We start from the raw sequence: 23,520 nt of genomic DNA, 5'->3' as shown, positions 1-23,520 counted from the left end.
AATTTCTCTTCAGACCAGGGTTGGCCGATGACTTCCAAGCGCAGCTCAAATTCCGCCGCCGGCATGGTCCGGGTGCGCGGCGCCCGCGAACACAATCTGCAGAACGTTGATGTCGATATTCCCCGCGATGCACTGGTGGTGTTCACCGGGGTGTCCGGCTCGGGCAAGTCGTCGCTGGCGTTTTCCACGTTGTATGCCGAAGCGCAGCGCCGCTATTTCGAATCGGTGGCGCCGTATGCCAGACGGCTGATCGACCAGGTCGGCGTACCGGACGTCGACGCCATCGACGGTCTGCCACCGGCAGTGGCGCTGCAACAGCAGCGCGGCACGCCCAGCACACGTTCGTCGGTGGGCAGCGTGACCACGCTGTCGAGCCTGATCCGCATGCTGTATTCCCGTGCCGGCAGTTACCCGGCGGGCCAGCCGATGCTGTACGCCGAGGACTTCTCGCCGAATACCCCACAAGGGGCCTGCCCGGAGTGCCACGGACTGGGCCGGGTCTATGAAGTGACCGAAGCCTTGATGGTGCCCGATCCGGAGCTGACCATCCGCCAGCGCGCCGTGGCGTCCTGGCCGTTGGCCTGGCAGGGGCAGAATCTGCGCGACATCCTCGTGACCATGGGCATCGATGTCGACATCCCCTGGCGCAAACTGCCGAAAAAACAGCGCGACTGGATCCTGTTCACTGAAGAAACCCCGACCGTTCCGGTCTATGCCGGGCTGACGCCGGAAGAAACCCGCGTCGCCCTCGAGCGCAAGATGGAACCAAGTTATCAAGGCACCTTCACCGGTGCCCGACGCTACATCCTGCACACCTTTACGCATTCGCAAAGTGCGCTGATGAAGAAGCGCGTTTCCCGGTTCATGCTCGGCAGCCTGTGCCCGTTGTGCGATGGCAAACGCCTCAAGCGCGAGGCGCTGTCGGTGACGTTTGCCGGCCATGACATCGGCGAGCTGTCGCGGATGCCGCTGCTGCAAGTCGCCGAAGTCTTGAAGCCAGTGGCAGACGCGAGTTGGCTGGAACACGCCGATGAGCCCGGCGAAACCCTGACCCACAGCCAGACCCGCGAAGCCCGGGCGCAGCGCGTGGCCCATGGCGCCAGCGGTCACGCCAACGCGCCGGACGTGCGCCATACGCCGAACCTGTCGCTGGAGAAGCGCCTGGCAGCCCAGCGCATTGCCCAGGATCTGCTGGAGCGGGTCGGCACCCTGACCGATCTGGGCCTCGGTTATCTGGCCCTGGAGCGCAGCACGCCGACCCTGTCGTCCGGTGAGTTGCAGCGCCTGCGCCTGGCGACGCAACTGGGCTCGCAACTGTTTGGTGTGATCTACGTGCTCGATGAACCCTCTGCCGGTTTGCATCCCGCCGACGGCGAAGCATTGTTCGAAGCCTTGCAGCGGCTCAAGGCTGACGGCAACAGTGTGTTTGTGGTCGAGCACGACCTGGAAACCATGCGCCGCGCCGACTGGTTGATCGATGTCGGCCCGGCGGCGGGTGAAAAGGGCGGGCAGATTCTCTACAGCGGTCCGCCCGCCGGACTGGCCGAAGTCGAGCGGTCACAGACCCGTGCCTACCTGTTCGCTGAACATCAGCGGTCGGCGCGAGCTGCCCGTGAACCTTCAGGCTGGTTGAGGCTGGAAGGTGTCACGCGCAATAACCTGAATAACCTCAGCGTCGAGTTTCCGCTGGGCTGCTTTACCTCGGTGACCGGTGTGTCGGGCTCGGGCAAGTCGAGCCTGGTCAGTCAGGCGCTGCTGGAACTGGTCGGCGCGCAGCTCGGTCGCAGCAGCAGTGACGCCGAGCCGGAAGAACTCAACCTGGAAGACGACTCCCCACCTCCCAGCACCGGTCAGATCAGCGCCGGGCTGGAATCGATCAAGCGACTGGTACAGGTCGATCAGAAACCCATCGGCCGCACGCCGCGCTCCAATCTGGCGACTTACACCGGGCTGTTCGACAACGTACGCAAGCTGTTCGCCGCGACCGTTGAGGCGAAAGCGGCGGGTTACGATGCCGGGCAGTTTTCCTTCAACGTCGCCAAGGGTCGTTGTCCGACTTGCGAGGGCGAGGGGTTTGTCAGTGTCGAATTGCTGTTCATGCCCAGCGTCTATGCGCCGTGTCCGACCTGCCATGGCGCACGTTACAACGCCGAGACGCTGGCGATCGAGTGGCAGGGGCTGAGCATCGCTCAGGTGCTGCAATTGACCGTGGACGAGGCGGTGACCGTGTTTGCCGGGCAGCCTGCGATCCGCCGTTCACTGGAAGTGCTGCGGGATATCGGCCTCGATTATCTGCGTCTCGGGCAACCGGCGACCGAGCTGTCCGGAGGCGAGGCGCAGCGGATCAAGCTGGCGACCGAGCTGCAGCGCAATGCCCGTGGTGCGACGCTGTACGTGCTGGACGAGCCCACGACCGGGCTGCATCCGCGTGACGTCGACCGCTTGCTGGAGCAACTGGACAATCTGGTGAGCGCCGGGCACACGGTGATCGTGGTCGAGCACGAAATGCGCGTGGTGGCGCAGAGCGACTGGGTGATCGATATCGGCCCCGGAGCGGGGGAACAGGGCGGCAAAATTGTTGTGGCCGGCACGCCGCAAAAAGTGGCGGCGAGCAAGAGAAGCCGGACTGCGCCGTTTCTTGCCCGGGCTTTGGGCTGCTGATTGCAGCCCATTGGCCGGCCTCATCGCGGGCAAGCCCGCTCCCGCAGTTTTTTGTGCCGTACACAAATTCGTGAACACATCAGACTCTGTGGGAGCGGGCTTGCTCGCGATGGCGGTGTTTCAGGCACCGTCGAGGGTGCGGCGCACCTTGTCCAGCAACTCGCTGATCTGGAACGGTTTGACCAGCATCTCCATTCCGGCCCCGAGAAACACCTGGCGGTTGATTGCGGTTTCCGCGTAGCCGGTCATGAACAGGATCGGCAGCCCTTCGCGCCAGCCCCGGGCAGCGTCTGCCAGTTCACGGCCGTTCATGCGCGGCAGGCCGACGTCGGTCAGCAGCAGGTTGATCGAAGGGTCGTTCTGCAAGTGCTCCCGTGCGGTTTCGATATCGCCGGCCTGGGTGCAGCGATAGCCGGCGTCTTCCAGCACTTCGGTGACGAACAGGCGCACCGAGGGCATGTCCTCGACGATCAGCACATGCTCGCCGGAGCCTTGCGGATCGACTGCCGGCGGCACCCCTTCAACGGCGGTGGGATCGCTGGTGGCCGGCAACAGGATCGTGACTTCGGTGCCGCGCCGGGCGACGCTGCGGATGTGTGCATCACCGCCGGACTGGCGAGCGAAACCGTAAATCGTCGACAACCCCAGCCCCGTGCCCTGACCCAGCGGTTTGGTGGTGAAGAACGGGTCGAACACCTTGTCGATAACGCTGTGCTCGATACCGGTGCCGTCATCACGTACCGACAATGCCACATAGGAGCCATCGGTCAGGTTCGGATCACCGTGGGAGTAGGTTGCATAGGTGCTGACCCAGATATTGCCCCCGTGCGGCAGTGCATCCCGGGCGTTGATCACCAGGTTGAGCACCGCGCTTTCCAGTTGAATCGGATCGACCAGGGCGATGGCCGGCTTGCTGGTCAGTTCGAGCTTGAGGGCGATACGTTCGCCGATGGTGCGCACCAGCAGTTCTTCGAGTGAGCGCACGTGATCGTTGATGTCCACTGGGCGGGTGTCGAGGGGCTGTTGGCGGGCAAAGGCCAGCAGACGATGAGTCAGTGACGCGGCGCTCATCGCTGAGCTCAGCGCCGCGTCGGCGTAGAACTGCACCTTGTCGAGGCGGGCATCGACGACACGTTTGTGGATCAGTTCCAGGCTGGTGATGATTCCCGTCAGCAGGTTGTTGAAGTCATGGGCGATGCCGCCGGTGAGCTTGCCCAGTGCGTCCATTTTCTGCACTTGCAGCAGTTGCGTTTCGGCCCGTACCCGGTCGGCGACTTCCTTGGCCAGTTGCGTGGTGGTGTCGTCCAGACGCGCCAGGTGCGAGCGTTCGCGGTGACGGTGTTCGGTGACGTCCTCGACGAACACCAGGCTCAGTCCCGCCGTGCGATAGGGAGAAATCTGCCATTCGGTTTCGCGGATCTCGCCTTGCACACGCATGTTCAGCGTGCCTTTCCAGCGCTCGCCGTCCACCAGCCGCAGGCGCAGCTCGTCAAGGATCGTGCCTTGATCCTCGACAAAACATTCATCGAGCGGCTGCGCGTCACGGTTGTCCTGGATCAGCCGGGCGAAGGCGTGATTGCATTCGTGAACGGTCAGCGTCGCGTCGAGCACCGCAATCGGCGCCGAGACGTTGACGAAAATCTCCCGGAACCGCGCCTCACTCTCGCGCAGGGCATTTTCCGTGTCGCGCACCCGCAACAGCGTGCGCAGTGTGGCCAGCAGTACATCCGGGTCCACCGGGTGAATCAGGTAGGCATCGGCCCCGGCATCCAGACCGGTGATGATGTCACCGGTCTGGATCGATGCGGCCGAGACGTGGATCACCGGCAGCAGGGCGGTGCGCAGGTCGGCGCGCAGTTCGCGGACGATGTCGAAGCCGCTCATGTCCGGCAGGTTGACGTCGAGAATCAGTGCATCCAGCGCTTCGCTGGCGATCAGTGCCAGACCTTCGCCGCCGGTGCCGGCCTCGAGCACCTGATAGCCATGGCGCTCCAGCCGTCGGCGCATGGCGTAGCGGGTGGCGACGTTGTCGTCGACGATCAACAGGCGCATGTCAGGTTTCATCGACGTTCTCCTGAGCGATCGCCAGTGGGATGATCACGAAAAAGGTCGAGCCGATTCCCGGTGCGCTTTGCATACCGACTTCGCCGCCCAGCAGCGCAGCGAAACGTTTGCACAGGGAAAGCCCGAGACCGGTGCCCCGCAGGCGTTTCTGCAGCGGTGAATCGACCTGGGAAAAGTCTTCGAACAACGCGCCGTGCAGCTCCGCAGCGATGCCGATGCCGGTGTCGCTGACGGCGAAACGCACCTTGTCCTGGCCTTCGAGACGCGCCGAAACCCGGACTTCACCTCGGGTGGTGAATTTCAGCGAGTTGGAAATGAAATTGCGCAGGATCTGTGCGAGCTTCTTGTCGTCGGTGTACAGACGCGGCAGGCCCACGGGCTCTTCGAAAATCAGGTCCACCGCCGAGGCGTCGACAATTGGCCGGAACATTCCGCGCAACGCCGCGAACAGGTCGAACATGTCGAACCATGCCGGGGAAATGGTAATGCGCCCGGCCTCGATCTTGGCCAGATCCAGCAGGTCGTCGACCATGTCGCTGAGTTCTCGGGCGGCGCTGCTGACGAACGCGACCTGCTTGTGTTGTTCGGGGCTCAACGGCCCGTCGAGTTCATCGGCCAGCAAGCTGTTGATGCTCAGGATCGAGCCCAGCGGGGTGCGAAATTCGTGGCTCATGTACGACAGGAAGCGGCTTTTCAGATCCGAGGCCTGACGCAATTGTTCGGCCTGGATATCGAGCTCGGCGTACAACGCCAGCACACCCTGATTGGTTTCGTCGAGTTCATCGCGCAGCGCAGCGGTTTCGTTCTGCAAGCGGACGATCAGCGCAGCCTGTTCTTCGTGGCTCAAGCTCGGGGACTCAGCCATGGGTGGCCTCCAGCGCAACGACCAGCACCGTTACATCGTCGCGTCCACGACTGAAGTCGCGGTGCAGGACGGCGGCTATCACGGCGGGGTGGCGATGCACCAGGCCGGGATAGTCCTGAAGGTTCCAACGGGACTGCAAGCCATCGCTGTACATGATCAATAGATGTCCGTTCACGTGAGCATAGTCAAAGGGTTGGGCTTTCCGGTACTGGCCGCCGACGATGCCGGGGTGCGAGGCCAGCCCGTGGGCCTTTTCGACGGTGACCAGGCTGGCGCCGATGTTGCCGACACCGGCGAAGGTCAGGCTGTCGCGTTCGCCCTGAAACTGCGCGAACGCGACAGCACCGCCACGGGTGCCGATCATTTCACGGTGCAGGTCTTCCATCAGCGACGCCGGGGAAGCGAACGGGGTCAGGGCGAAGGCTTTCTCTCCGGCCCGTGCGGCGCGCTCGGCGTCTTCGCCATGGCCGAGGCCGTCGATGATCAAGGCGCTGATGTCCGCCCCGTTGAACGCCAGGTGCCACACATCCCCGCAGGCCGGGTCGTTGTGCAGCGAGTGCTGGCTGACTCCGAAGCGCATGTCGGGTTGACTGTCATTGCGCGAGTAGAGACGTGCCAGCAACACGGCGCCCCGTGTGTCGGAGTAGACGTCGAAGACTTCAGTCTGTCGGGATATTGCGCCGAGGCCGATGCCCTGGGTACCTCCGGTGGAAAACCCGTCGGTCAGACAATTGTCCAGATCGAAACCATTGGCCCTGTCGACCGCCAGCATTTCGATACCGAAACCGGTGCCACGCAACAAGACGCGAAGGTGCAGTTCGCCGCGCCCGGCATGCTTGAGCACATTGCTGGCGAGTTCCGTCGCCACCAGCGCTACACGTCCGGCGTCACGCTCGTCGAAGCCGTGCCGTTCGGCAAGTTTCTGCGCGATGCGCCGGGCGTGACCGATCTGACTGTTCTCTTCGATCAACAACACCTGGGTCAATGACCCGCTGATAGTCATGTCCATCGGGTGATCGTGACGCGAGTGCCCTTGCCGGGGGCGGTGTCCAGTTCGAATTCGTCCACCAGTCTCTTGGCCCCGGTCAGGCCCAGGCCCAGGCCGTTGCCGGAGGTCCAGCCGTCGGTCATCGCCAGTTTGATGTCGGCAATGCCCGGTCCCTCATCGCGGAAGGTCAGGCGCAGGCCGACCTTGTGCTCGTCATCGAGGATCTGCCAGTCCATGTCGCCACCCCCGCCGTACACCATGGTGTTGCGCGCCAGCTCACTGACGGCGGTCACCAGTTTGGTCAGGTCGATCAGGCGCATGCCGCATTCGGTGGCCAGTTTGCGCGCCGTCTGCCGGGCCAGCACCACGTCCTGTTCGATGTGAATCGATTGCGTACCACTGCTGCGCACGGTCATTGCTGGCGTACTCGTTCCTGCAGCAGTTTCATGCCGCGCTCGACATTCAACGCCGTGCTGACACCCGGCAGGTTCAGGCCCAGCTCAACCAGCGTGATCGCCACGGCCGGTTGCATGCCCACCAGCATGGTTTCGGCGTCCATGATTTTCGACAGGCCGGAGATGGTGCCGATCATTCGACCGATGAACGAGTCGACCATGTCCAGCGCCGAGATATCGATCAACACGCCGCGCGCGGAAGTCTTGCTGATGCGCTCGGACAGATCGTCCTGCAGGGTCAGGGCGAGCTGGTCATGCATGTCGACCTGGATGGTCACGAGCAGAAAGTCGCCCATCTGGAGAATCGGGATACGTTCCATGCTCAAGCCGTCTTGTTCAGGCTGACACCCAGGCGGGTCAGGGCCACTTTGAGCGCGTCGGCCAGATTGGCCTTGGTCACCACGCCTTGCAGGTCGAGGCCGAGGTGGACGATGGTCTGGGCGATCTGCGGACGCACGCCGCTGATGATGCAATCGGCACCCATCAGGCGAATCGCGGTCACGGTCTTGAGCAGGTGTTGGGCCACCAGAGTGTCGACGGTCGGCACGCCGGTGATGTCGATGATGGCGATTTCCGAACCGGTCTCGACGATGCGTTGCAGCAACGACTCCATGACAACCTGAGTGCGTTGCGAATCCAGAGTGCCGATCATCGGCAGGGCGAGGACGCCTTCCCAGAGTTTGACCACCGGGGTCGACAGTTCCAGCAGTTCTTCCTGCTGGCGCTTGATCACCGCTTCACGGGATTTCTGGAAGGTGCGCACGGTGTGCAGGCCGAAGGCGTCGAGGAGTTCGGAGATTTCCCAAAGCTGTTCGGCGAGCAATGCCGGTTGTTCCCGGTAATGGCTTTGCAACAAGGCAAACAGCGGGCCTTTCAGCGCGAAGATGAAGCTGGCGGTCTGTTGCGAGTCCTGGCCGAGCAGGGCCCGACTGTGGGACAGCCGTTCGAGGAAGTGACGGGTGGTTTCCCAGTCGGGGGCGTAGATGTCGGTGCCGTTGTTTCTGGCCATTCCATCGACCACCAGCTGCAGGAACTCAGTGGTCTGTTGCAGCACTTCCTGTTCCTTGAGGTGGCGGGTGGCGCCGCTGTCCTCCATGTTTTGTATCCATTCACCCAGCAGCTGTGCCTGTTTGTTCTTCATTGCATCGAATGTGCTGTTCTGCAGTGCTGCCATGGGGGTCTTGCTCCTTCGCGAATGGGGGCCGGTGCAAAAGAAATGCCCGGCGCGAAATCAATGACATTTGCCGTTTGAAATAGTTGTTCGTTGCGCCAGGGATTTTTTTGATTTGCCGCAAGCAACGCTCGAGTAACTCTAGTCGGCGTGGAGGACGGGGGCGGACTTTTCACGGCTGGGGGGCTGGCAAGTGGCGCAAACGAAAAGGCCGTATCCACCGGATACGGCCTTTTCGTGTGTCTGGGCTTATTTGCTTGGGTGTTTGGCCTGCAGTTCCTTGGCCGCAGCGAGGTGTTTTTCCAGAGCCGGGAGCATCTTCTGGGCGAAACCCTTCAATTCGCTGGCGCCTTTGACCTTGTCGTCGGTCACGGTATTGGCTTCTTTCTTGAACAGCTCGATGGTTTCCTCATGAGCCTTGACCTGATTGTTGGCGTAGGCCGCATCGAAGGATTCATCACGCATGTCGAGGATTTTCTCCTTGGCCTGTTTCACCAGGGTGGTGGAATCCGGGACCTTGATGTCGTGGGCCTGGGCAATGGCCGCCAGTTCATCGTTGGCCTTGCTGTGGTCGGTGATCATCATGTTGGCGAAATCCTTGATGTCCGCCGACTGACTCTTTTCCAGCGCCAGACGACTGGTTTCGATCTCGGCGATGCCGCCGGCCGCCGCGTTATCGACAAAGCTGTTGGAGGTGGCGGCGAAAGCACCGCTCACGCCGGTGCTCAAGGCGATGGCGAGGGCAAGGTGACGCAGGTTGAATCCGTCCATTGATGTTTCTCCACGCAGGTTTTTGTGGGTGTCATTCAATGGAGGGAAGCGGGTGAAGGAAGGTTTTATCGTATTTGCGTCAGGGCGACGAACGGCTGTCGCCGGTTTGCCGCAGGGGTCGACAGAAGGGGGGCGGACGGGCCATTCTGGAGCCGGTAGCGCAATCAGTGGCGCTCGCCATCGATCAATTATGGAGGTGTTTTATGCCGGTTCCCCACGATCTTTATCAGGATCTGAACATCACGAAGGAAAAGATCCAGCAGATACGCTCTCAGGACCCGCATCTGGATGCACTGATCAACAAATACCTGCTGGCGGACAAAGACGTCGTCGAGGCTGAAAACGCAACATCGAATGCGCCGAGCGACGATGTCTTGCGCAAGCTGAAAGAAACCCGCGTGTACGTCAAGGATCAGATTGTCGCGCAATTGCAGCCGCATCTCTGACCCATGGTCGATCTCCCGGCCGCCGGGCGGATCAATTGAAACGATTCCCGCGATCGGCACCTCGAAAGCTCAGAGTCCATTGTCATCGACTCCCTTGCGAGGTGCCTCATGAGCGATCCCCGATTCCCCAGTGAAGAGCAGGGCGCATTCGACCCGGTTCCCACCCATCCCGAACCCAACAGCCCGGCACACACGACTGCGAATCCCGAGGCAGAGCCGACGGAAGACGATTTGCCGGAAGACGAAGATCCCGAAAAATTCGATCGATCCGGCAACTGACTGCCCGCTATCGCCGGTCGGGGTTCACTTCAAGGCAGCCTCCAGCGGCATCCGCGCCATGTGCGTCGCCTTGAGCGAGCCGAAATACAGCCAGTCGCCATATTCGCGCGCCGTGGTGATCGGCGAGTAGTTGCCAGGGCCGCCATCCTGCAGATTGGCGATCACTTTGCCGTCCGGGTCCAGTCCCAGGACAAAGGCGCGCTTCTCCACCGGTTTGGGCAGCACCGTCATGGCCCGCACGATCATCTTGCGCACGAACGGGTGTCCGGCGGTGCCATCGAGCAGCGGATTGCGAGGCGTGTACAGCGCCACCCAGAAGCGGTCGCGACCATTGAAGGCGAGGTTGTCCGGCAGCCCCGGCAGGTTGTCGATGAACAAGTCGTGAGTGCCGGCCTTCGGTCCGCTCAACCAGTAGCGGCTGATGCGGTAAGCGCCGGTTTCATTGACCAGCACATAGGCGTCATCCGGGCCGAGGGTGACGCCGTTGGCGAACTCCAGCCTGTCCAGCAGGACACTGGTCTTGCCGCTCTGGAAGTCATAGCGCAGCAAGCGACCGTCGCCACCATGCTCGATGATCGCTTCGCCGTCGTGGCCGTAGCCCCAGCGACTGCTGGCATCGCTGAAGTAGGCGTAATGCCCGGACTTGTCGATGGCCACATCGTCGGTGAAACCGAATTTCAGCCCGTTGGCTTCAGTCGTCAGCGCGGTCAGCCGGCCCTGGGCATCGAGGGACAGCAAGCCTTTCACGGCGTCGGCAATCACCAGCAAACCATTGGGATGCCGCGCCAGCCCGAGCGGCCGCCCGCCCGTGTCGGCGAGCACCTGGCGTTGCTGGCCGTCGAGGCTGGTGCGAAGCAGGCGCCCGTCGTGCAGGCCGGTGATCAGAAAGTCGTTTTCCAGCAGCAGGGCCTCCGGACCTTCGATGTCACTCGGGCCCACCTGCTTTAAACCTTTGAGACGCTGATTGTCCGCATAAAGGCCTTCGGAGAGCGACGGGGCCGCTTGTGGCGTCCACGTCACGGGCTCGACTTTGGTCGGCATCAGCAGCAGGAAGGCCAGAATCAGCATCACCGGCAGCAGGATCAGATGGCGCAGCTTCACACGTGGGCCCCTGCGAGTGAAAGGTGTCGGGTCGCCCTGTCGCGCAGGGCCAGCATCGAGGCGGCCGACTCGCGTTCGATACGACGCTTGAGCAACAGCTGATTGGCGATACGCATGCCCAGGCTTTCGAACCGGTAATCCAGCGTACGTACGAATCGCGTGCCATCGCTTTGGGCCGAGCACTCATAGGTCAGCAGCAGGGACAGACCATGATCGCCCTGGGCCCGGGCACACCAGCGCCGGCCCGGCAGGTATTCGGTCACCTCCCAGCTCAGATGCCCTTCGCGGCCACCGGCGTGAATGTCTTCCTCGAAACGCGCGCCGGCATGCAGCGGGCCGGCAGGGCCGTCGATCTTCAGCGAAGACGGATGCCACTCCGGCCAGCGGCTGACCGTGGCGGCGTAGGCGAGAACGGCAATCGGCTCGCCGGTAATGTCGATCGGGTGCTGCATGCGGGTCATGGAGAGTCTCGGGTCAGTCAGCGGGATGGGCTCCGGCTCCCAGTAGAGGGTGCCGAACAGGTAATCCATCAGCGGCAAGACGATATTGAAATTGCGCTCCTGCATGCGTTCGCGGCGATGGTGCAATTCGTGCAGACGACGCATCTGACGAATCCACGGCAGACGGCTCAGGGGATGCTCTTGCGGCAGGTGCTCACAGGCGTGGAACACCTCATAGATCAGATAACCCAGCACCATGCAGCCGCCGAAGAGTCCGGCGACATTGGCGTTGACCTGTGCGAACAGCCACCACAGGGGCAGGGTAATCACCAGGGTGTGTACCACGATCAGCCATGCCGGAAACAGGATCACCCGCCAGTCGCGGGCGCTGTCCCAGGTCATGTGGCCGGGGGTGAAAAAACTGTGATGGTCGCCGGCATGGCGGGCGTAGAACATCCTGGCGAAGGCTTTTTTGTGATGCCCGAGGTGGCGATGCACCACGTACACACCGAAATTGAAGAACAGCAAAGTCAGCGGCACCGTCAACCATTCCAGCGCACGCACCTGCTGCACGCTGCTCCAGAACGCGCCGATGGCCAGCACGCCGAACAGCAGCACGAAGGCGCCGTGCAGCCACGGGTTGTACAGCGGATGAATCGCCGCACGGTAGCGGCTGCGAAATGCCTCGGTGGTCTGCCTCACTGCGGTCACCTGCGGATATTGTCGTTATCCCGGCAGATTAGCCGATCCCGCCGTTTATGCAGGGCCTGCCTTGACGACACAACGGCCATGCTCCGGTGCAAAGTGGCCGTCAGCTCAACGGGTTCCAGCGCTGCGACCAGTCGTCATCGGCCCTGATGACTTCGCGCAGCAGGTCGAACGCCTGTTGCAGGGTCGCCGAGTCGCGGTCACGGGAGTAGACGAGATAGGTCGGATAACCGAATTCCGGGGCTTTGGTCACCACTTCCAGCGCGCCGCTTTCCAGGTAAGTGCGCACCACTCGGGTGCGAAAGTAGCCGCTGCCGCCGTTCTCCAGAATGTATTGCAGGGCCAGCGGGCCGAGGTTGAAGCTCAGGGCGGCCTTGGCTTTTTCCGGCAGTGCGGCATCGTGCTGGCGGCGGAAGTCGCTGCCCCAGTCGATGTACACGTAGGGAGCGGGGCGGTTCGGCGTGCGGACCAGAATCAGTTTTTCTTCCAGCACTTGCTCGACCTGCAGTCCCGGCCAGTATTCCGGTTGGTAGACGAGGGCGGCATCGAGCACGCCAAGTTCGAGCTGGCGCAGCAGATTCTCGCCGTCACGGATGTCCATGCGCAGGGCATGGCTGGGGATTTTTTCCCGCAGCTCGGCAGCCCAACTGAGCATCAACGGGTTGCACAGGCTGACCTCACCGCCGATGTGCAGCACGTTGTCGTAGCCTTCGGGCAGCGGCAAGTCGCGGCGGGCGGCTTCCCAGGTCTGCACCAGTTGATTGGCGTAGACCACGAAGGCCTCGCCGTTGGCGGTCAGACGCGCACCGGCACGGTTGCGCACGAACAGTGTGCTGCCCAACTGGCTTTCGAGTTTCTGGACCCGGGCGGTGACTGCCGTCTGGGTGATGAACAGTTTTTCCGCCGCTGCCGCGAGACTGCCGTGGCGGACGATTTCCAGAAAAGTGCGGGCGAGGTCGATGTCCATGGGCGGGCCGGTGGTTGAGGTGCCGGCATTGTAGGTGCAGGTTCGCGATCACGTCATCGGGCAATCGCGAACCTGCATCGGGATTCAACCGGCCAACTCAGCCTCACGCACCCGCGCCCAATCCTCCACCAACCGCGCCGGCGTGCAGCACGTCTTGCGCTTGTACACGAAATTGCGGCACTTCTCGGCAAACTGATTGCGGTTGTAGAGCATGTCTTCCTGCATCTCTTGCAGCTCGGTCTCGCGGCATTGGCGGATCAACTCGTGATCGACCCGCAGCTTGCGTTCGCGCACCGCCGCATACGTCGGATCGGTCAGCGCCGCGTTGGCCCGTTGCAGCAACCACAGGCCAAATTCGTCCGGGCAGCGCGGGCCGACTTCCTGGATCATGCCCAGTTGCAACGCCTGCGCAGCACTGACCGGCAGGCAGGCCTGGGTCAGTTGTTCGGCCATGGCCGGCCCGACGGCGCGGGGCAGGCTGTAGGTCCAGTATTCCGAGCCGTACAGGCCCATGCTCTTGTAATGCGGGTTGAGCACGATATCGGCACGGGCGAACACGATATCCGCCGCCAGCGCGAGCATCACGCCACCGGCGCCGGCATTGCCGGTGATCCCGCTGACCACCAGTTGCCGCGCGCTGAGCAACTCTGCACAGACGTCGTCGATGGCCTGGATATTGGCCCAGGCTTCGACGCCCGGGTCTTCGGCGGCCTGAATCACGTTCAGATGCACACCGTTGGAGAAACTGCCGCGCCCACCTTTGACCAGCAGCACCCGGGTGTCACGGGATTTGGCCCAGCGCAGCGCTTCGACCATGCGCTGGCACTGTTCGGTGCTCATGGCGCCGTTGTAGAACTCCAGCGTCAGCTCGCCGACGTGTCCGGATTCGCGGTAACGGATCGGCTGATACGCTTCGTCACTGAACGGCGCATTGGCGATTGACCAGTCCAGCACCGGTACATCCGCCAGTTGCCCGGCCAGCACATGTCGCGCCGGACGCTTGAAGGTTTCTTCGCCCGGTTGCGGTTTGCGTCGCAGCGAGCCGATCCACAGGCTGTGATCACCGGTGGCCACCAGCACGGCGTCGTCGTGTACCGCGAGGATCTTGCCGGGGATGCCGGTGCGCTGATCGAGGTGTGCGTCGTACACGTAATACTGACCGCCGGCGAGGCTGGCGAGCACGCCGGGCTGGCCGTCCGCCGCGTCGATGCAGCGTTTGATGAAGCGCGAGCAGTCGTGCCAGCTGAAGGTGCGGTCATCCTGCTTCATGTTCGGTTGCAGGCAGCCGCGAACCTTGGGATCGGTGTAGTCCAGGGGCACCGGAACAAAACCGTCGATGAATTTTTCCACCACTTCGCGTATGCAACGGATTGCCGCGTCGGCGACCCGGCCGTTGTACAGCTCGGATTTGCGCAGGCCTGCCGGCAGGTTGAATTCGCAGGTGGCCCAGACCGGCCCGGCATCCATTTCCTCGACGGCTTGCAGGGCCGTCACGCCCCAGGTCGGCAGTTCGCGCATGATGGCCCAGTCCAGTGCGCTGGCACCGCGATCGCCAACGATGCCGGGATGAATGATCACCACCGGACGCTGAAGGTTGCTCCACAGTGCATGGGGGACGCGGTCCTTGAGGAACGGGCAGATCACCAGATCGGCGCCGCTGTTTTCGATCTGCTCGCACACGGCGGCTTCATCGGTGAACAGCACCACACTGGGCGAATGCCCGGCCAGGCGCAGATCCAGCCAGGCACGTTGAGTCAGACCGTTGAACGCCGAAGACAAAAGAATGATGTTGAGTGATCGCATGATTGCTCTTCCTTGAAAGGTCAGCCGCAGCTCCCGGTGAGCCGTCCGTGGCTATCGATGGAGGCGCAAGGTTAGAGATTGGCGTGGCGGGCGCCACTGATCGAGATCAACGTTGTGTCAGCCAATGTTGCCGTGGCGATAAAACGCCTTATGCTCAATGGTTTGCATATCCTGATTTTTTATTACTTCAAATGTCCGCGACGCTATTGCACAGTCGCAGCCCTGATCAACGCCGGACGATCCCGGCGTATCCATGGATTTTCGCAGCGGGTGGAGCCCGTTTTCAGGGAGCAAGGCATGGGGAGTCACAACCCGCATTACCAGGTCATCGGGCAGATGTTCCAAAAGGACTACCGATGGTTATGCGCCGCAGTCAGCCGTACCCTCGGTTGCCCGCACAGTGCACAGGACATTGCTTCGGAAACGTTTCTGCGGGTGCTGGCGCTGCCCGATCCGCTGGCCATTCGCGAGCCGCGCGCGCTGTTGACCACGATTGCCCGGCGGCTGGTCTATGAAGGCTGGCGACGGCAGGATCTGGAGCGCGCCTATCTGCAGAGCCTGGCGTTGGCACCGGAGCCGGTGCATCCGTCACCCGAAGAACGGGCGCTGGTGATCGAAGCGCTGCTGGCGGTGGATCGCTTGCTCAACGGTCTGTCGGCCAAGGCCAAGGCTGCGTTTCTCTACCATCAACTCGATGGCCTGACCTACAGCGAAATCGGCGAACACCTCGGCGTGTCCACCAGCCGTGTGCAGCAATACATGGTCGAAGCCTTCAAGCGTTGCTATCAGGCGATGCAGGCATGAGACCGGACGAAACGCTGATCGATGAAGCCGCACAATGGATGGCGCTGTTGCAGTCGGGGGACGTCAGCCTGCAGGAGCGTGCAGCGTTCGAAGCCTGGCGTGCGGCGGATCCAAGGCACCAGCAGATCATCGAGCAGATGGGTGGAGGGCTGAGCCTGTTGCGCCATTCGGATTTGCGCGGGGTGCCCCGTGAAAGTCTGTTGCACAGCCTCAATGCACCGTCCAGCCGTCGCCGGTTTATCAGCGGCAGCCTGAGCGTGATCGGTATCGCGGTGCTGGCCGGTCTGCTCGGCCGTCGTTATGGCTGGCTGCCGGAGGCTGGCGAGTTGTCCACCGGAACAGGCGAGCGACGTGCATTCACATTGGAGGATGGCAGCGCTCTGACACTCAACGCCCGCAGCCGCGTAGTGCCGCGATTCGATAGCGTCGAGCGGTTGCTGGATTTGCGCAGCGGTGAACTGTTGGTCGATGTGGCGAAAAATCCGGCCCGGCCCTTCGTGGTCGAAACCGGCCACGGACGGATGCGCGCACTCGGCACGACATTTCTGGTACAGCGCGCAGAAGATGCGACGCGGCTGGTGATGCTGCATTCCCAGGTCGAAGTCGTAACCGCCAGCGGCGCGCGACAGGTGGTGGAGGCGGGCGAAAGCCTGTTGTTCAACGAACGGCAAACCCTCTCTCTGGAACGCAGCAAGGGACAGGAAAGTGCCTGGGTTCAGGGTCGTCTCGAAGTGCGCGACCGCCCCTTGAGTGAAGTCATCGACAGCCTGCGCAACTACCGTCGCGGCATCCTGCACCTGAGCCCCGAGGTCGCCGGTTTACGCCTCAGCGGTCTTTTTCCGCTGGACGACAGTGACCGCACGCTGCAATTGCTTGAGCGTTCCCTGCCGATCCGTGTCACCTGGCACAACCCGTACTGGGTGAGCGTCGAAGCGCGGTTATAAAACCATAACTTCCCGGTCTATCCGCCACCCTATAAAAAGCGTCGGCCCGCTGCTCATTCCCTGCAGACGCCTTCAACAGGGAAGCCCCTCGATGTTCTCATTCAAACAACAATTACCCCTCCTGACGCTGGCCGCCGCGCTGGCGACAGGCATCGTTCCTTCGGCCGTTCTGGCGCAAGACGCTGCCGCACAAGTGTTCACTTTCGACATCGCCCCAGGTGCGCTCGACGAGGTGCTGCTGGATATCTCGCGCCAGACCGGCGTGCCGATTTCCTTCAATCAGAATCTGGTTCAGGGCAAGCGCAGCGGTGCGGTGCGCGGCGCATTGGGAGGGCGGCAAGCGGTGGAGAAAGCCTTGCTCGGCAGCGGTCTGCAAGTCGAGCAGGGCACTCAAGGTCTGAGCATTCGTCAGGCCGATGCGCCAAGCGCCGTGCCCGTCAAGGCCGCCGCTGTGGCGCCTGCCGGCAACGCCGATTACCGCATGGAAAAAGTTACGGTCACCGGCTCGCGGATCGCCCGGGCGCAGAGCGATGGCGCGACACCCGTCAACGTCATCACCCATGAAGAAATGGAAGCGAGGGGCTACAAGAACGTCTATGACGCCCTCGCCACGCAAACCCAGAACACCGGCATGACCCAGGGCGAAGACTATGGCAACACCTGGCAACCGGCGGCCAGCGCCCTCAACCTGCGCGGGCTCGGGCCCAACCACACGCTGGTGCTGATCAATGGTCGGCGGGTCGCTGATTACCCGACGCCGTACGACGGCAAGGTCAACTTCACCAACCTTGCGAACATTCCGTCGGCGATCATCGACCGCATCGAAATCCTCAGCAGCGGCGCCTCGGCGATCTACGGTTCGGATGCGATTGCCGGGGTGGTCAACATCATCCTCAAGGACAAGATCAATGGCGTCGACGTCAACCTCAAGGGCGGCACCAGCGAGCGTGGCGGCGGTGACAACCGGCGGCTGCAAATCAGCGGCGGCGGCAGTTGGGGCGATTTCGACGGGTTGTTCGGACTTGAGCTGACCAACCGCGACCCGATCTGGGCCGATGATCGCGGCTTCATGCAGAGCGGTCCGCTGGCGGATGTCGGCTACCGTCGTGACTTGACCCGCAACCGTTATCTGGGGCCGGGCTGCGGCGCTTATCAAGGCACGTTCGACAACAAGCTGTTCAACAACGGCGGACGTTGCCGCACCGACCAGATGTACAACGATTACTGGACGATCCAGACGCAAAAGGAAAATTATGACGGCTACACCCGCGGTACCTGGCATTTCAGTGACAGCGGTCAAGTGTTCGCTGACCTGATGTACGGCCTCGATCATATCCAGAACAACACCCGTGGCCCGACTTTTACGTCGCCGGATTTCATCAACCGGAACAGTGGCAATCTGGAGCGTTGGTATCGCCGCTTCGGTGAAGAGGAAATCGGCGGGCGCACCAGCAACAACAGCAAATGGCGCGACACCTCATGGACCGGCACGTTGGGGCTTTCGGACAAGATCGCCGACAGCGGCTGGCGTTTTGACCTGGCGGCCAACCGCTCGGAATACAAAAGCGTGCGCACCACGCGCTATACGCCGCTGTCGTCGATTCAGGACTTTTATCTCGGCCCGCAGCTCGGCACCCGTGACGGTTATCCGGTGTTCGCACCGGACGCCTCGCGCCTCGACCGGCCGTTGACGCCTGAGGAATGGCAGCAGTTTCGCGGCAACCTGACCCAGAGCAGCAAGTCGGTATCCACCAGTTACAACGCCTCGGTCAATGGCGATCTGTTCGACCTGCCCGCCGGCCCGGTCGGATTTGCCGGCGTGCTGGAGGCGGGCAAGCAGGAATACCGCATCGATCCGGACGACAGCCTCAACGACGGCAGCTTTTACGGCGTGACGCCGGCGCAAGGCTCCGGCGGTTCGCGCAAGCGTTACGCAGCCGGCGGTGAGTTCAGCATTCCAGTCACCGACACGGTGCTGGCAACTGCGGCGGGGCGCTGGGACCAGTACAAATTCAGTGGTCGCACCGAGCAGCAGAAAACCTACAACCTCGGTCTGGAATGGCGACCGGTCACCAGCCTGCTGCTGCGCGGCAGCTACGGCACCAGTTTCCGGGCGCCGGACCTGAACTACATCTACCAGTCCGACAGCAACGGCTACTACCCGGCCCAGATCGATTACTACGGTTGCAGCCAGGGTGTGGAGGGCGCCTGTGATCGCGGGCGGGTCAACTACACCCAGAGCGGTACGGCGGATCTGGCATCCGAGCGCGGCAAATCCTGGACTTACGGGTTCGTCTGGTCGCCGTTCCGCAACTTCGATTTCTCTACCGACTTCTGGCGGGTGGAGATCGATGATTTGCTGACCACCGTCGATGAAAACCGTCTGTTGCAGGAAGAGAACGAATGCCGTAACGGCACTCAAGACATCAACTCGGCCAACTGTCAGTCGACGCTGGCCCGCGTCGATCGCAATCCCGGCAATGCCGCCATCGATCCCAACCAGTTGCAGCGAGTGCGGGTGAATGCGATCAACGCCGCCAGCGAGCGGGTCAGCGGACTCGATTTCAAGAGCAACATTCGTTGGGGTGCCGGGCAGTACGGAGCGTTCAGTTCGGCGCTGGGTTACACCCTGGTTTTATCGCACTTCTACAAGGAATCGGACGAGGCCCCGACCCAGGACTTGCGCACCTCGCGCAGCAACTACGACTGGCGCAGCAAGGTCAACGCCAGCCTGACCTGGGAGTACCAGAAGGCCACGGCGACGCTGATGGGCATTCGCTATGGTTCGGTCACCAACGGCGCGGGCGACGGGCGTCTGTCTCCGTGGACAGTATTCAACGCCAGTGCGCGTTACCGCTTGAACGACCGGGCGAGCGTCGGGCTGACCGTGAACAACGTGCTCAATCAGGTCAAGCATGACGACTCCGCAGGCTGGCCTTATTACCCCACCGGCAACTACGACCCGTATGGACGGCAGTGGTGGCTGGATGTGAGTTATCACTTCGGGAGCTGAGTCTCTGTGGTCGGTATCGTCCTACGGAAACAAGAAGGTTTCGCGAGAAATCAGGGATATTTCCGACGACTTTTTCAGGTTGGTCGTCGGAAGCATGATCTATAGCATCGGCTTTGACATTGAAGTCGCAATCGGCCTGGACGTTAAGGCCTCTGATAATGGATGGATCATGCGAACTGCACACCTCGAATACGAAACGCCTGCTTATTCCGCTCGTCATCAATGGCGCAACGATTGTGCCAGGTGCCCCAAGGAGGATGTCGCGTTGCCCAGTGCCAAAGTACCCCGGTTGGCGGGCTTGAAGAAGGTGGAGGGCAAACCTGTCGATTTGCTTGTGCATGGCCGGAACATCGGTGATGACGCGATGCTGATCGTTCACCTGACCGATGAAGGCTTCGAGTTGAGCGACGTCGTCGACATGCTTTCGACCTCCGCGCTTTACCAGCAAGGCGAGATGGTCCGGCGCATCACTGGCAAGTCTGTCAGAACGGTTCGGCGCCTGTTGAAAGAAGGCAAGCCGGTACGTCTTGACCCCCAGCAGAGCGTCATCGCCTACCAATATGCACTGGTGCTGGAGTTGGCCATCGAGGCCTTCGGTGGGCAGCCTCGGGCGGAGGCCTGGATGCAGAATCCATCCACCTATTTTCACGGTCGTGTTCCCCTGGAGTTGACCCGACACCCACTGGGCTTTCAGATGGTGGAGCAGTATCTGGGGCAGCTTATCTATGGGGTTTATCCATGAACCCATTGCCCTGGGACGAGCATTGGTATGCATGGCGGCTGGATCGCGAGGTTTATGGAAGAACGTGGGACAGCGGAATGGGATCAAAGCTGAGAGGCGGTCGATGGAATAGACCCGGACGACGCGTCGTCTATGCATCGGTCGATCCGTCCTCGGCCATTCTGGAGGTGGCAGCCAACCGCAGTTTCGATGACCTGGACCGCGAACCTTACGTTTTGACGTGTTTCGAAGTCATCAACAATGCGAAGGTCAAAATCGTGCAGCCCGAAGAGGTACCGAATCCTTACTGGCTGAGCCCTGCACGGCCTTCGCCCAATCAGCGATTGTTCGCTGACGCGTTATTGGCGGAGCATCCATTCGTGCTGATCCCGTCGGCAGCGACCCGCTACTCGTGGAATCTACTGGTGAGTTGTGAACTGGCAGAAGGGCAGTTCAGGATGGTCTCGCAGGAGCGGTTCGGCCTCGATACCCGTTTACTCAGGGAAATGGCATTGGTCTGATGAATCGCCATGCCGCATTTTGCATAACCTCAGTACCCAACGGTCTAAATCGCGCCCTATAAATCGCCATCCTCCATCGCACATCCCTGCATAAACCAGAACGCAGGGATGGCTTTTCATGATTCATTTTTCACCCGTTAAATCCCGTTTGAGCCTGGCCTTGCTGCTGGCAATCAATACGTTGCCGGCTGTCGCCGCCGACAGCACGGCAACCGAGCCGACGACCCAACTGCAACGCGTAGAAGTCACCGGCACAGCGATCCGCCGCGTCGATGCCGAAACCGCCGTACCGGTCACCATCCTTCGGGTGGAAGAATTGCAAAAGCAAGGTGTGACGACGACTGAGGAACTGGTCAGCCGGATCTCCGCCAACCAGTCCTCCGTCGGTTCCGGGCGCTCGGTGGGTTCGAGCAGCGGCGGGGCGTCCTACGCGGACCTGCGCGGTATCGGGCCGAACAAGACGCTGGTGCTGCTCAACGGGCGCCGCTTGAGTAACAACGCGACCAATGCGATCAATGGTTCAGGCGTGGATCTCAATACCATTCCGTTCGCCGCCATCGACCGGGTCGAGGTTCTGCGCGACGGTGCTTCGGCGCTGTACGGCACCGATGCGATCGGCGGGGTGATCAACTTCATCACCAAAACCAGCCTCACCGAAGGCCAGATCAGCACCAGCTACGACACGCCTACCCATTCCGGCGGCGGTGAAAGCCGCAACTTCAGCGGCAGTTGGGGTTTCGGTGATTTGCAGGACGATCGCTTCAACGTCTTCGGCGTCGTGAGTTACGACAAGCAGCAACGGCTGGCCGCCGAAGATCGTGATTACACCTACAACTACCAGCCCGGACGGGGGCTTGATTACACGTCCGGCACAGCATCACCCGCCAACTGGAGCCAGGGCCGCAACGCCACCAACCCGCTGACCGGTTCCGGATGCAACGCGCCAGGCTTGCTGTTGCGTAACGGCATCTGCCGCCAGAGCCTGTGGAATTACCTCGACCTGGTGCCGGAAACCGAAAAAACGTCGGCCTTCGCCAAAGCCACCGGCAAGCTGTCGGACGATCACAATGTCAGCCTCGAATACTTCTGGGCGCGCAATGAAAACCAAACCCAGATCGGCCCCGGCACGTTGATGGGCAACCAGGTCAATCCCGGCACGGCGTTCTATCCGGGCAACGGCATCACCCCCGGGCCGAGCGGTTTCGACCTCGATCCGACGCAACCGGTAGATGTGAACTGGCGTGAAACCGCTGTCGGCGCCCGCCGCCACGAAGACGACAACACCGGCCAGCGCCTGCTGCTGAGTTTCGACGGTGCGCTGGCGGGCTGGGACTACAATCTGGGCGCCTCCTACAACCAGAACAAAGTGGTCAATACCATTCGCAGCGGTTACGTGAATGATCGGGCCGTCAGCCAGGGCATCGCCAGCGGCGTGATCAACCCGTTCGGCCCGCAGAATGCTGCCGGTTCAGCATTGCTGGCGGCCAACGCTGTGGACGGCGATTACGCGACAGCCGTGGGCAGGGTGAAGGCGATCGATGGTCGCGTCAGCCGCGAGATTGGCGACTGGTTCGGCGCCGGTCCTTCGGCGCTTGCGTTGGGTGGCGAGTATCGCAAGGAAGATTTTCATCAGGACTTCGCCGCGTTTGCCGGCGATGTGCAGAGCCTCGGTGTGGACCCCAATGGCAGTGTGTCAGGGGATCGCAGCGTCTCGGCGCAATACGCCGAGGTCAATGTGCCGGTGCTCGACAGTCTGGAACTGTCCGCTGCGGTTCGGCACGACAAGTACAGCGATTTCGGCAGCACTACCAACCCCAAGTATTCGTTCCGCTTCCAGCCGTTCAAGGAACTGGTGGTTCGCGGTGCCTACAGCGAAGGTTTCCGTGCGCCGTCGCTTTACGAACTTTACAACCCGAACTTCACCACTTTCACCAACGCCAATTACAACGACCCGCGTCTGTGTGCCGGTGGCAATCCGAGCAACGGCGGCATTGCCAACCGCGACTGCGCCCAGCAGTTCAACCGCACCACGGGCGGCAATACTGACCTGAGTCCGGAAACGGCTCGCAACGTCACCCTCGGTTTCGTTTATCAGCCCTTCGACCGCCTGACCACCGGGCTGGACTTCTGGTGGATCAGCATCGCCAACCAGATCGCCGAGTTCCCCGAGTCGGCGGTGTTCGAGAGCCCGGAACTGTATCCGGAGCGTTTGATCCGCAAGCCCGACGGCTCCATCGATCACGTTGTCACCGGCCTGGCCAACCTCGGCAAGATCAAGACCAACGGCGTTGACGTCAGTTTCGACTATCGCCTGCCGAGCACGCCGTACGGCGATTTCGGCATTGCTCTGCAAGGGACCTATGTCAGTCGTTACGAGTATCAGCAGCAACTCAAGGGCGACTTCATCGACAAGCTTGGCGATTTTCGGGGTGGCGACTTCGCGTCGGCCGGCGCGGTGGCCCGCTGGCGTCACAGCCTGACCGGCAGCTGGAACTACGGCCCGTTCGGCGCGAGCCTGACCAACCGCTACACCAGCGGTTATCACGACTCGGATCGCGAAACCCACGACTACGTCGGTTCGTACAACGTCTGGGATGCGGCCGGCACCTACACCTGGCGCAAGACACTGGCGGTGACGCTGGGCGTGAAAAACCTGTTCGATCGCGAGCCGCCATTCAGTAATCAGACCTACACGTTCCAGAGCGGCTACGACCCGAAATACGGTGACCCGTTCGGGCGGACGTTGTACACGCGGGTCAACTACAAGTTCTGAGATGACCAGTCAGTGCCGGTTTTAG

20 protein-coding genes are annotated in these 23,520 nt (G+C 61.9%); 9 read left to right on the top strand and 11 right to left on the bottom strand.

The features are described 5' to 3' along the window. The first annotated feature begins 27 nt into the window (after positions 1–27). Positions 28–2,661 (top strand): excinuclease ABC subunit UvrA, encoded by a 2,634-nt coding sequence (locus BBF94_RS04455; RefSeq protein ID WP_065257837.1) that lies wholly within the window; start codon positions 28–30, stop codon positions 2,659–2,661. Positions 2,662–2,781: 120 nt separating this feature from the next. Here BBF94_RS04455 and BBF94_RS04450 read toward each other — a convergent pair whose 3' ends face one another. From BBF94_RS04450 to BBF94_RS04420, 7 genes are all read right to left on the bottom strand, one after another. Next, the gene (locus BBF94_RS04450; protein ID WP_065257836.1) at positions 2,782–4,725 is read right to left on the bottom strand and encodes a response regulator; all 1,944 of its coding nucleotides are present in this window, start codon (positions 4,723–4,725) and stop codon (positions 2,782–2,784) included. Next, positions 4,715–5,590 (bottom strand): sensor histidine kinase, encoded by an 876-nt coding sequence (locus tag BBF94_RS04445; protein WP_065257835.1) that lies wholly within the window; start codon positions 5,588–5,590, stop codon positions 4,715–4,717. Before BBF94_RS04445 ends, BBF94_RS04450 begins: the two co-directional genes overlap by 11 nt. After that, positions 5,583–6,593 (bottom strand): ATP-binding protein, encoded by a 1,011-nt coding sequence (locus tag BBF94_RS04440; protein WP_065257871.1) that lies wholly within the window; start codon positions 6,591–6,593, stop codon positions 5,583–5,585. The genes BBF94_RS04445 and BBF94_RS04440 overlap by 8 nt, the downstream gene beginning before the upstream one ends. Continuing rightward, positions 6,590–6,994, bottom strand: a complete 405-nt coding sequence (locus BBF94_RS04435) for an anti-sigma regulatory factor (RefSeq protein ID WP_065257834.1) — start codon at positions 6,992–6,994, stop codon at positions 6,590–6,592. Before BBF94_RS04435 ends, BBF94_RS04440 begins: the two co-directional genes overlap by 4 nt. After that, positions 6,991–7,353, bottom strand: coding sequence for an STAS domain-containing protein (locus tag BBF94_RS04430; protein ID WP_007959463.1), 363 nt, complete (start codon positions 7,351–7,353; stop codon positions 6,991–6,993). The genes BBF94_RS04435 and BBF94_RS04430 overlap by 4 nt, the downstream gene beginning before the upstream one ends. A 2-nt stretch (positions 7,354–7,355) precedes the next feature. After that, on the bottom strand, positions 7,356–8,207 hold the full coding sequence (locus tag BBF94_RS04425; protein WP_065257833.1) for an STAS domain-containing protein: 852 nt from the start codon (positions 8,205–8,207) through the stop codon (positions 7,356–7,358). 246 nt (positions 8,208–8,453) lie between these two features. Then, the gene (locus BBF94_RS04420) at positions 8,454–8,975 is read right to left on the bottom strand and encodes a DUF4142 domain-containing protein (RefSeq protein WP_065257832.1); all 522 of its coding nucleotides are present in this window, start codon (positions 8,973–8,975) and stop codon (positions 8,454–8,456) included. 203 nt (positions 8,976–9,178) lie between these two features. Between BBF94_RS04420 and BBF94_RS04415 the strand changes: the two genes are divergently transcribed. Together BBF94_RS04415 and BBF94_RS27895 are read left to right on the top strand one after the other, a co-directional pair. Further along, entirely contained in the window at positions 9,179–9,421 is a 243-nt protein-coding gene (locus tag BBF94_RS04415; protein WP_065257831.1) for a hypothetical protein, read from the top strand. Positions 9,422–9,529: 108 nt separating this feature from the next. Further along, positions 9,530–9,700: a hypothetical protein gene (locus BBF94_RS27895; protein ID WP_176704411.1), complete on the top strand. Its 171-nt coding sequence runs from the start codon at positions 9,530–9,532 to the stop codon at positions 9,698–9,700. A 24-nt stretch (positions 9,701–9,724) separates the two neighbouring features. Here the strand turns inward: BBF94_RS27895 and BBF94_RS04410 are convergent, their stop codons facing one another. From BBF94_RS04410 to BBF94_RS04395, 4 genes are all read right to left on the bottom strand, one after another. Continuing rightward, positions 9,725–10,768, bottom strand: coding sequence for an SMP-30/gluconolactonase/LRE family protein (locus tag BBF94_RS04410; protein WP_176704412.1), 1,044 nt, complete (start codon positions 10,766–10,768; stop codon positions 9,725–9,727). Positions 10,769–10,797: 29 nt separating this feature from the next. After that, complete coding sequence (locus BBF94_RS04405; RefSeq protein WP_065257829.1) at positions 10,798–11,943, bottom strand: sterol desaturase/SRPBCC family protein; 1,146 nt, start codon at positions 11,941–11,943, stop codon at positions 10,798–10,800. A gap of 109 nt (positions 11,944–12,052) precedes the next feature. After that, entirely contained in the window at positions 12,053–12,916 is an 864-nt protein-coding gene (locus BBF94_RS04400) for a LysR family transcriptional regulator (protein WP_065257828.1), read from the bottom strand. A gap of 84 nt (positions 12,917–13,000) precedes the next feature. Continuing rightward, the gene (locus tag BBF94_RS04395) at positions 13,001–14,719 is read right to left on the bottom strand and encodes a hydrogenase maturation protein (RefSeq protein ID WP_065257827.1); all 1,719 of its coding nucleotides are present in this window, start codon (positions 14,717–14,719) and stop codon (positions 13,001–13,003) included. 297 nt (positions 14,720–15,016) lie between these two features. Here BBF94_RS04395 and BBF94_RS04390 point away from each other — a divergent pair, with 297 nt between their 5' ends. The 6 genes from BBF94_RS04390 to BBF94_RS04365 all read left to right on the top strand — a co-directional run bounded on the left by BBF94_RS04390 (position 15,017) and on the right by BBF94_RS04365 (position 23,495). Next, positions 15,017–15,523 carry a sigma-70 family RNA polymerase sigma factor gene (locus BBF94_RS04390; protein ID WP_065257826.1) on the top strand — a complete coding sequence of 169 codons (507 nt, stop codon included), beginning with the start codon at positions 15,017–15,019 and terminating at the stop codon, positions 15,521–15,523. Beyond that, positions 15,520–16,467: a FecR domain-containing protein gene (locus tag BBF94_RS04385; protein WP_065257825.1), complete on the top strand. Its 948-nt coding sequence runs from the start codon at positions 15,520–15,522 to the stop codon at positions 16,465–16,467. The genes BBF94_RS04390 and BBF94_RS04385 overlap by 4 nt, the downstream gene beginning before the upstream one ends. A 91-nt stretch (positions 16,468–16,558) precedes the next feature. Then, positions 16,559–19,480: a TonB-dependent receptor gene (locus BBF94_RS04380; protein WP_065257824.1), complete on the top strand. Its 2,922-nt coding sequence runs from the start codon at positions 16,559–16,561 to the stop codon at positions 19,478–19,480. 265 nt (positions 19,481–19,745) lie between these two features. Continuing rightward, complete coding sequence (locus BBF94_RS04375; protein WP_065257870.1) at positions 19,746–20,222, top strand: antitoxin Xre/MbcA/ParS toxin-binding domain-containing protein; 477 nt, start codon at positions 19,746–19,748, stop codon at positions 20,220–20,222. Next, the gene (locus BBF94_RS04370) at positions 20,219–20,722 is read left to right on the top strand and encodes an RES family NAD+ phosphorylase (protein ID WP_065257823.1); all 504 of its coding nucleotides are present in this window, start codon (positions 20,219–20,221) and stop codon (positions 20,720–20,722) included. Before BBF94_RS04375 ends, BBF94_RS04370 begins: the two co-directional genes overlap by 4 nt. 118 nt (positions 20,723–20,840) lie before the next feature. Further along, positions 20,841–23,495, top strand: coding sequence for a TonB-dependent receptor (locus BBF94_RS04365; protein ID WP_065257822.1), 2,655 nt, complete (start codon positions 20,841–20,843; stop codon positions 23,493–23,495). Positions 23,496–23,520: the final 25 nt, after the last annotated feature.

This window comes from Pseudomonas bananamidigenes (genome assembly GCF_001679645.1).
Lineage (GTDB): Bacteria > Pseudomonadota > Gammaproteobacteria > Pseudomonadales > Pseudomonadaceae > Aquipseudomonas > Aquipseudomonas bananamidigenes.
Note: the sequence above shows the minus strand (reverse complement) of the source record. Positions and strands in the feature narration are given on the sequence as shown.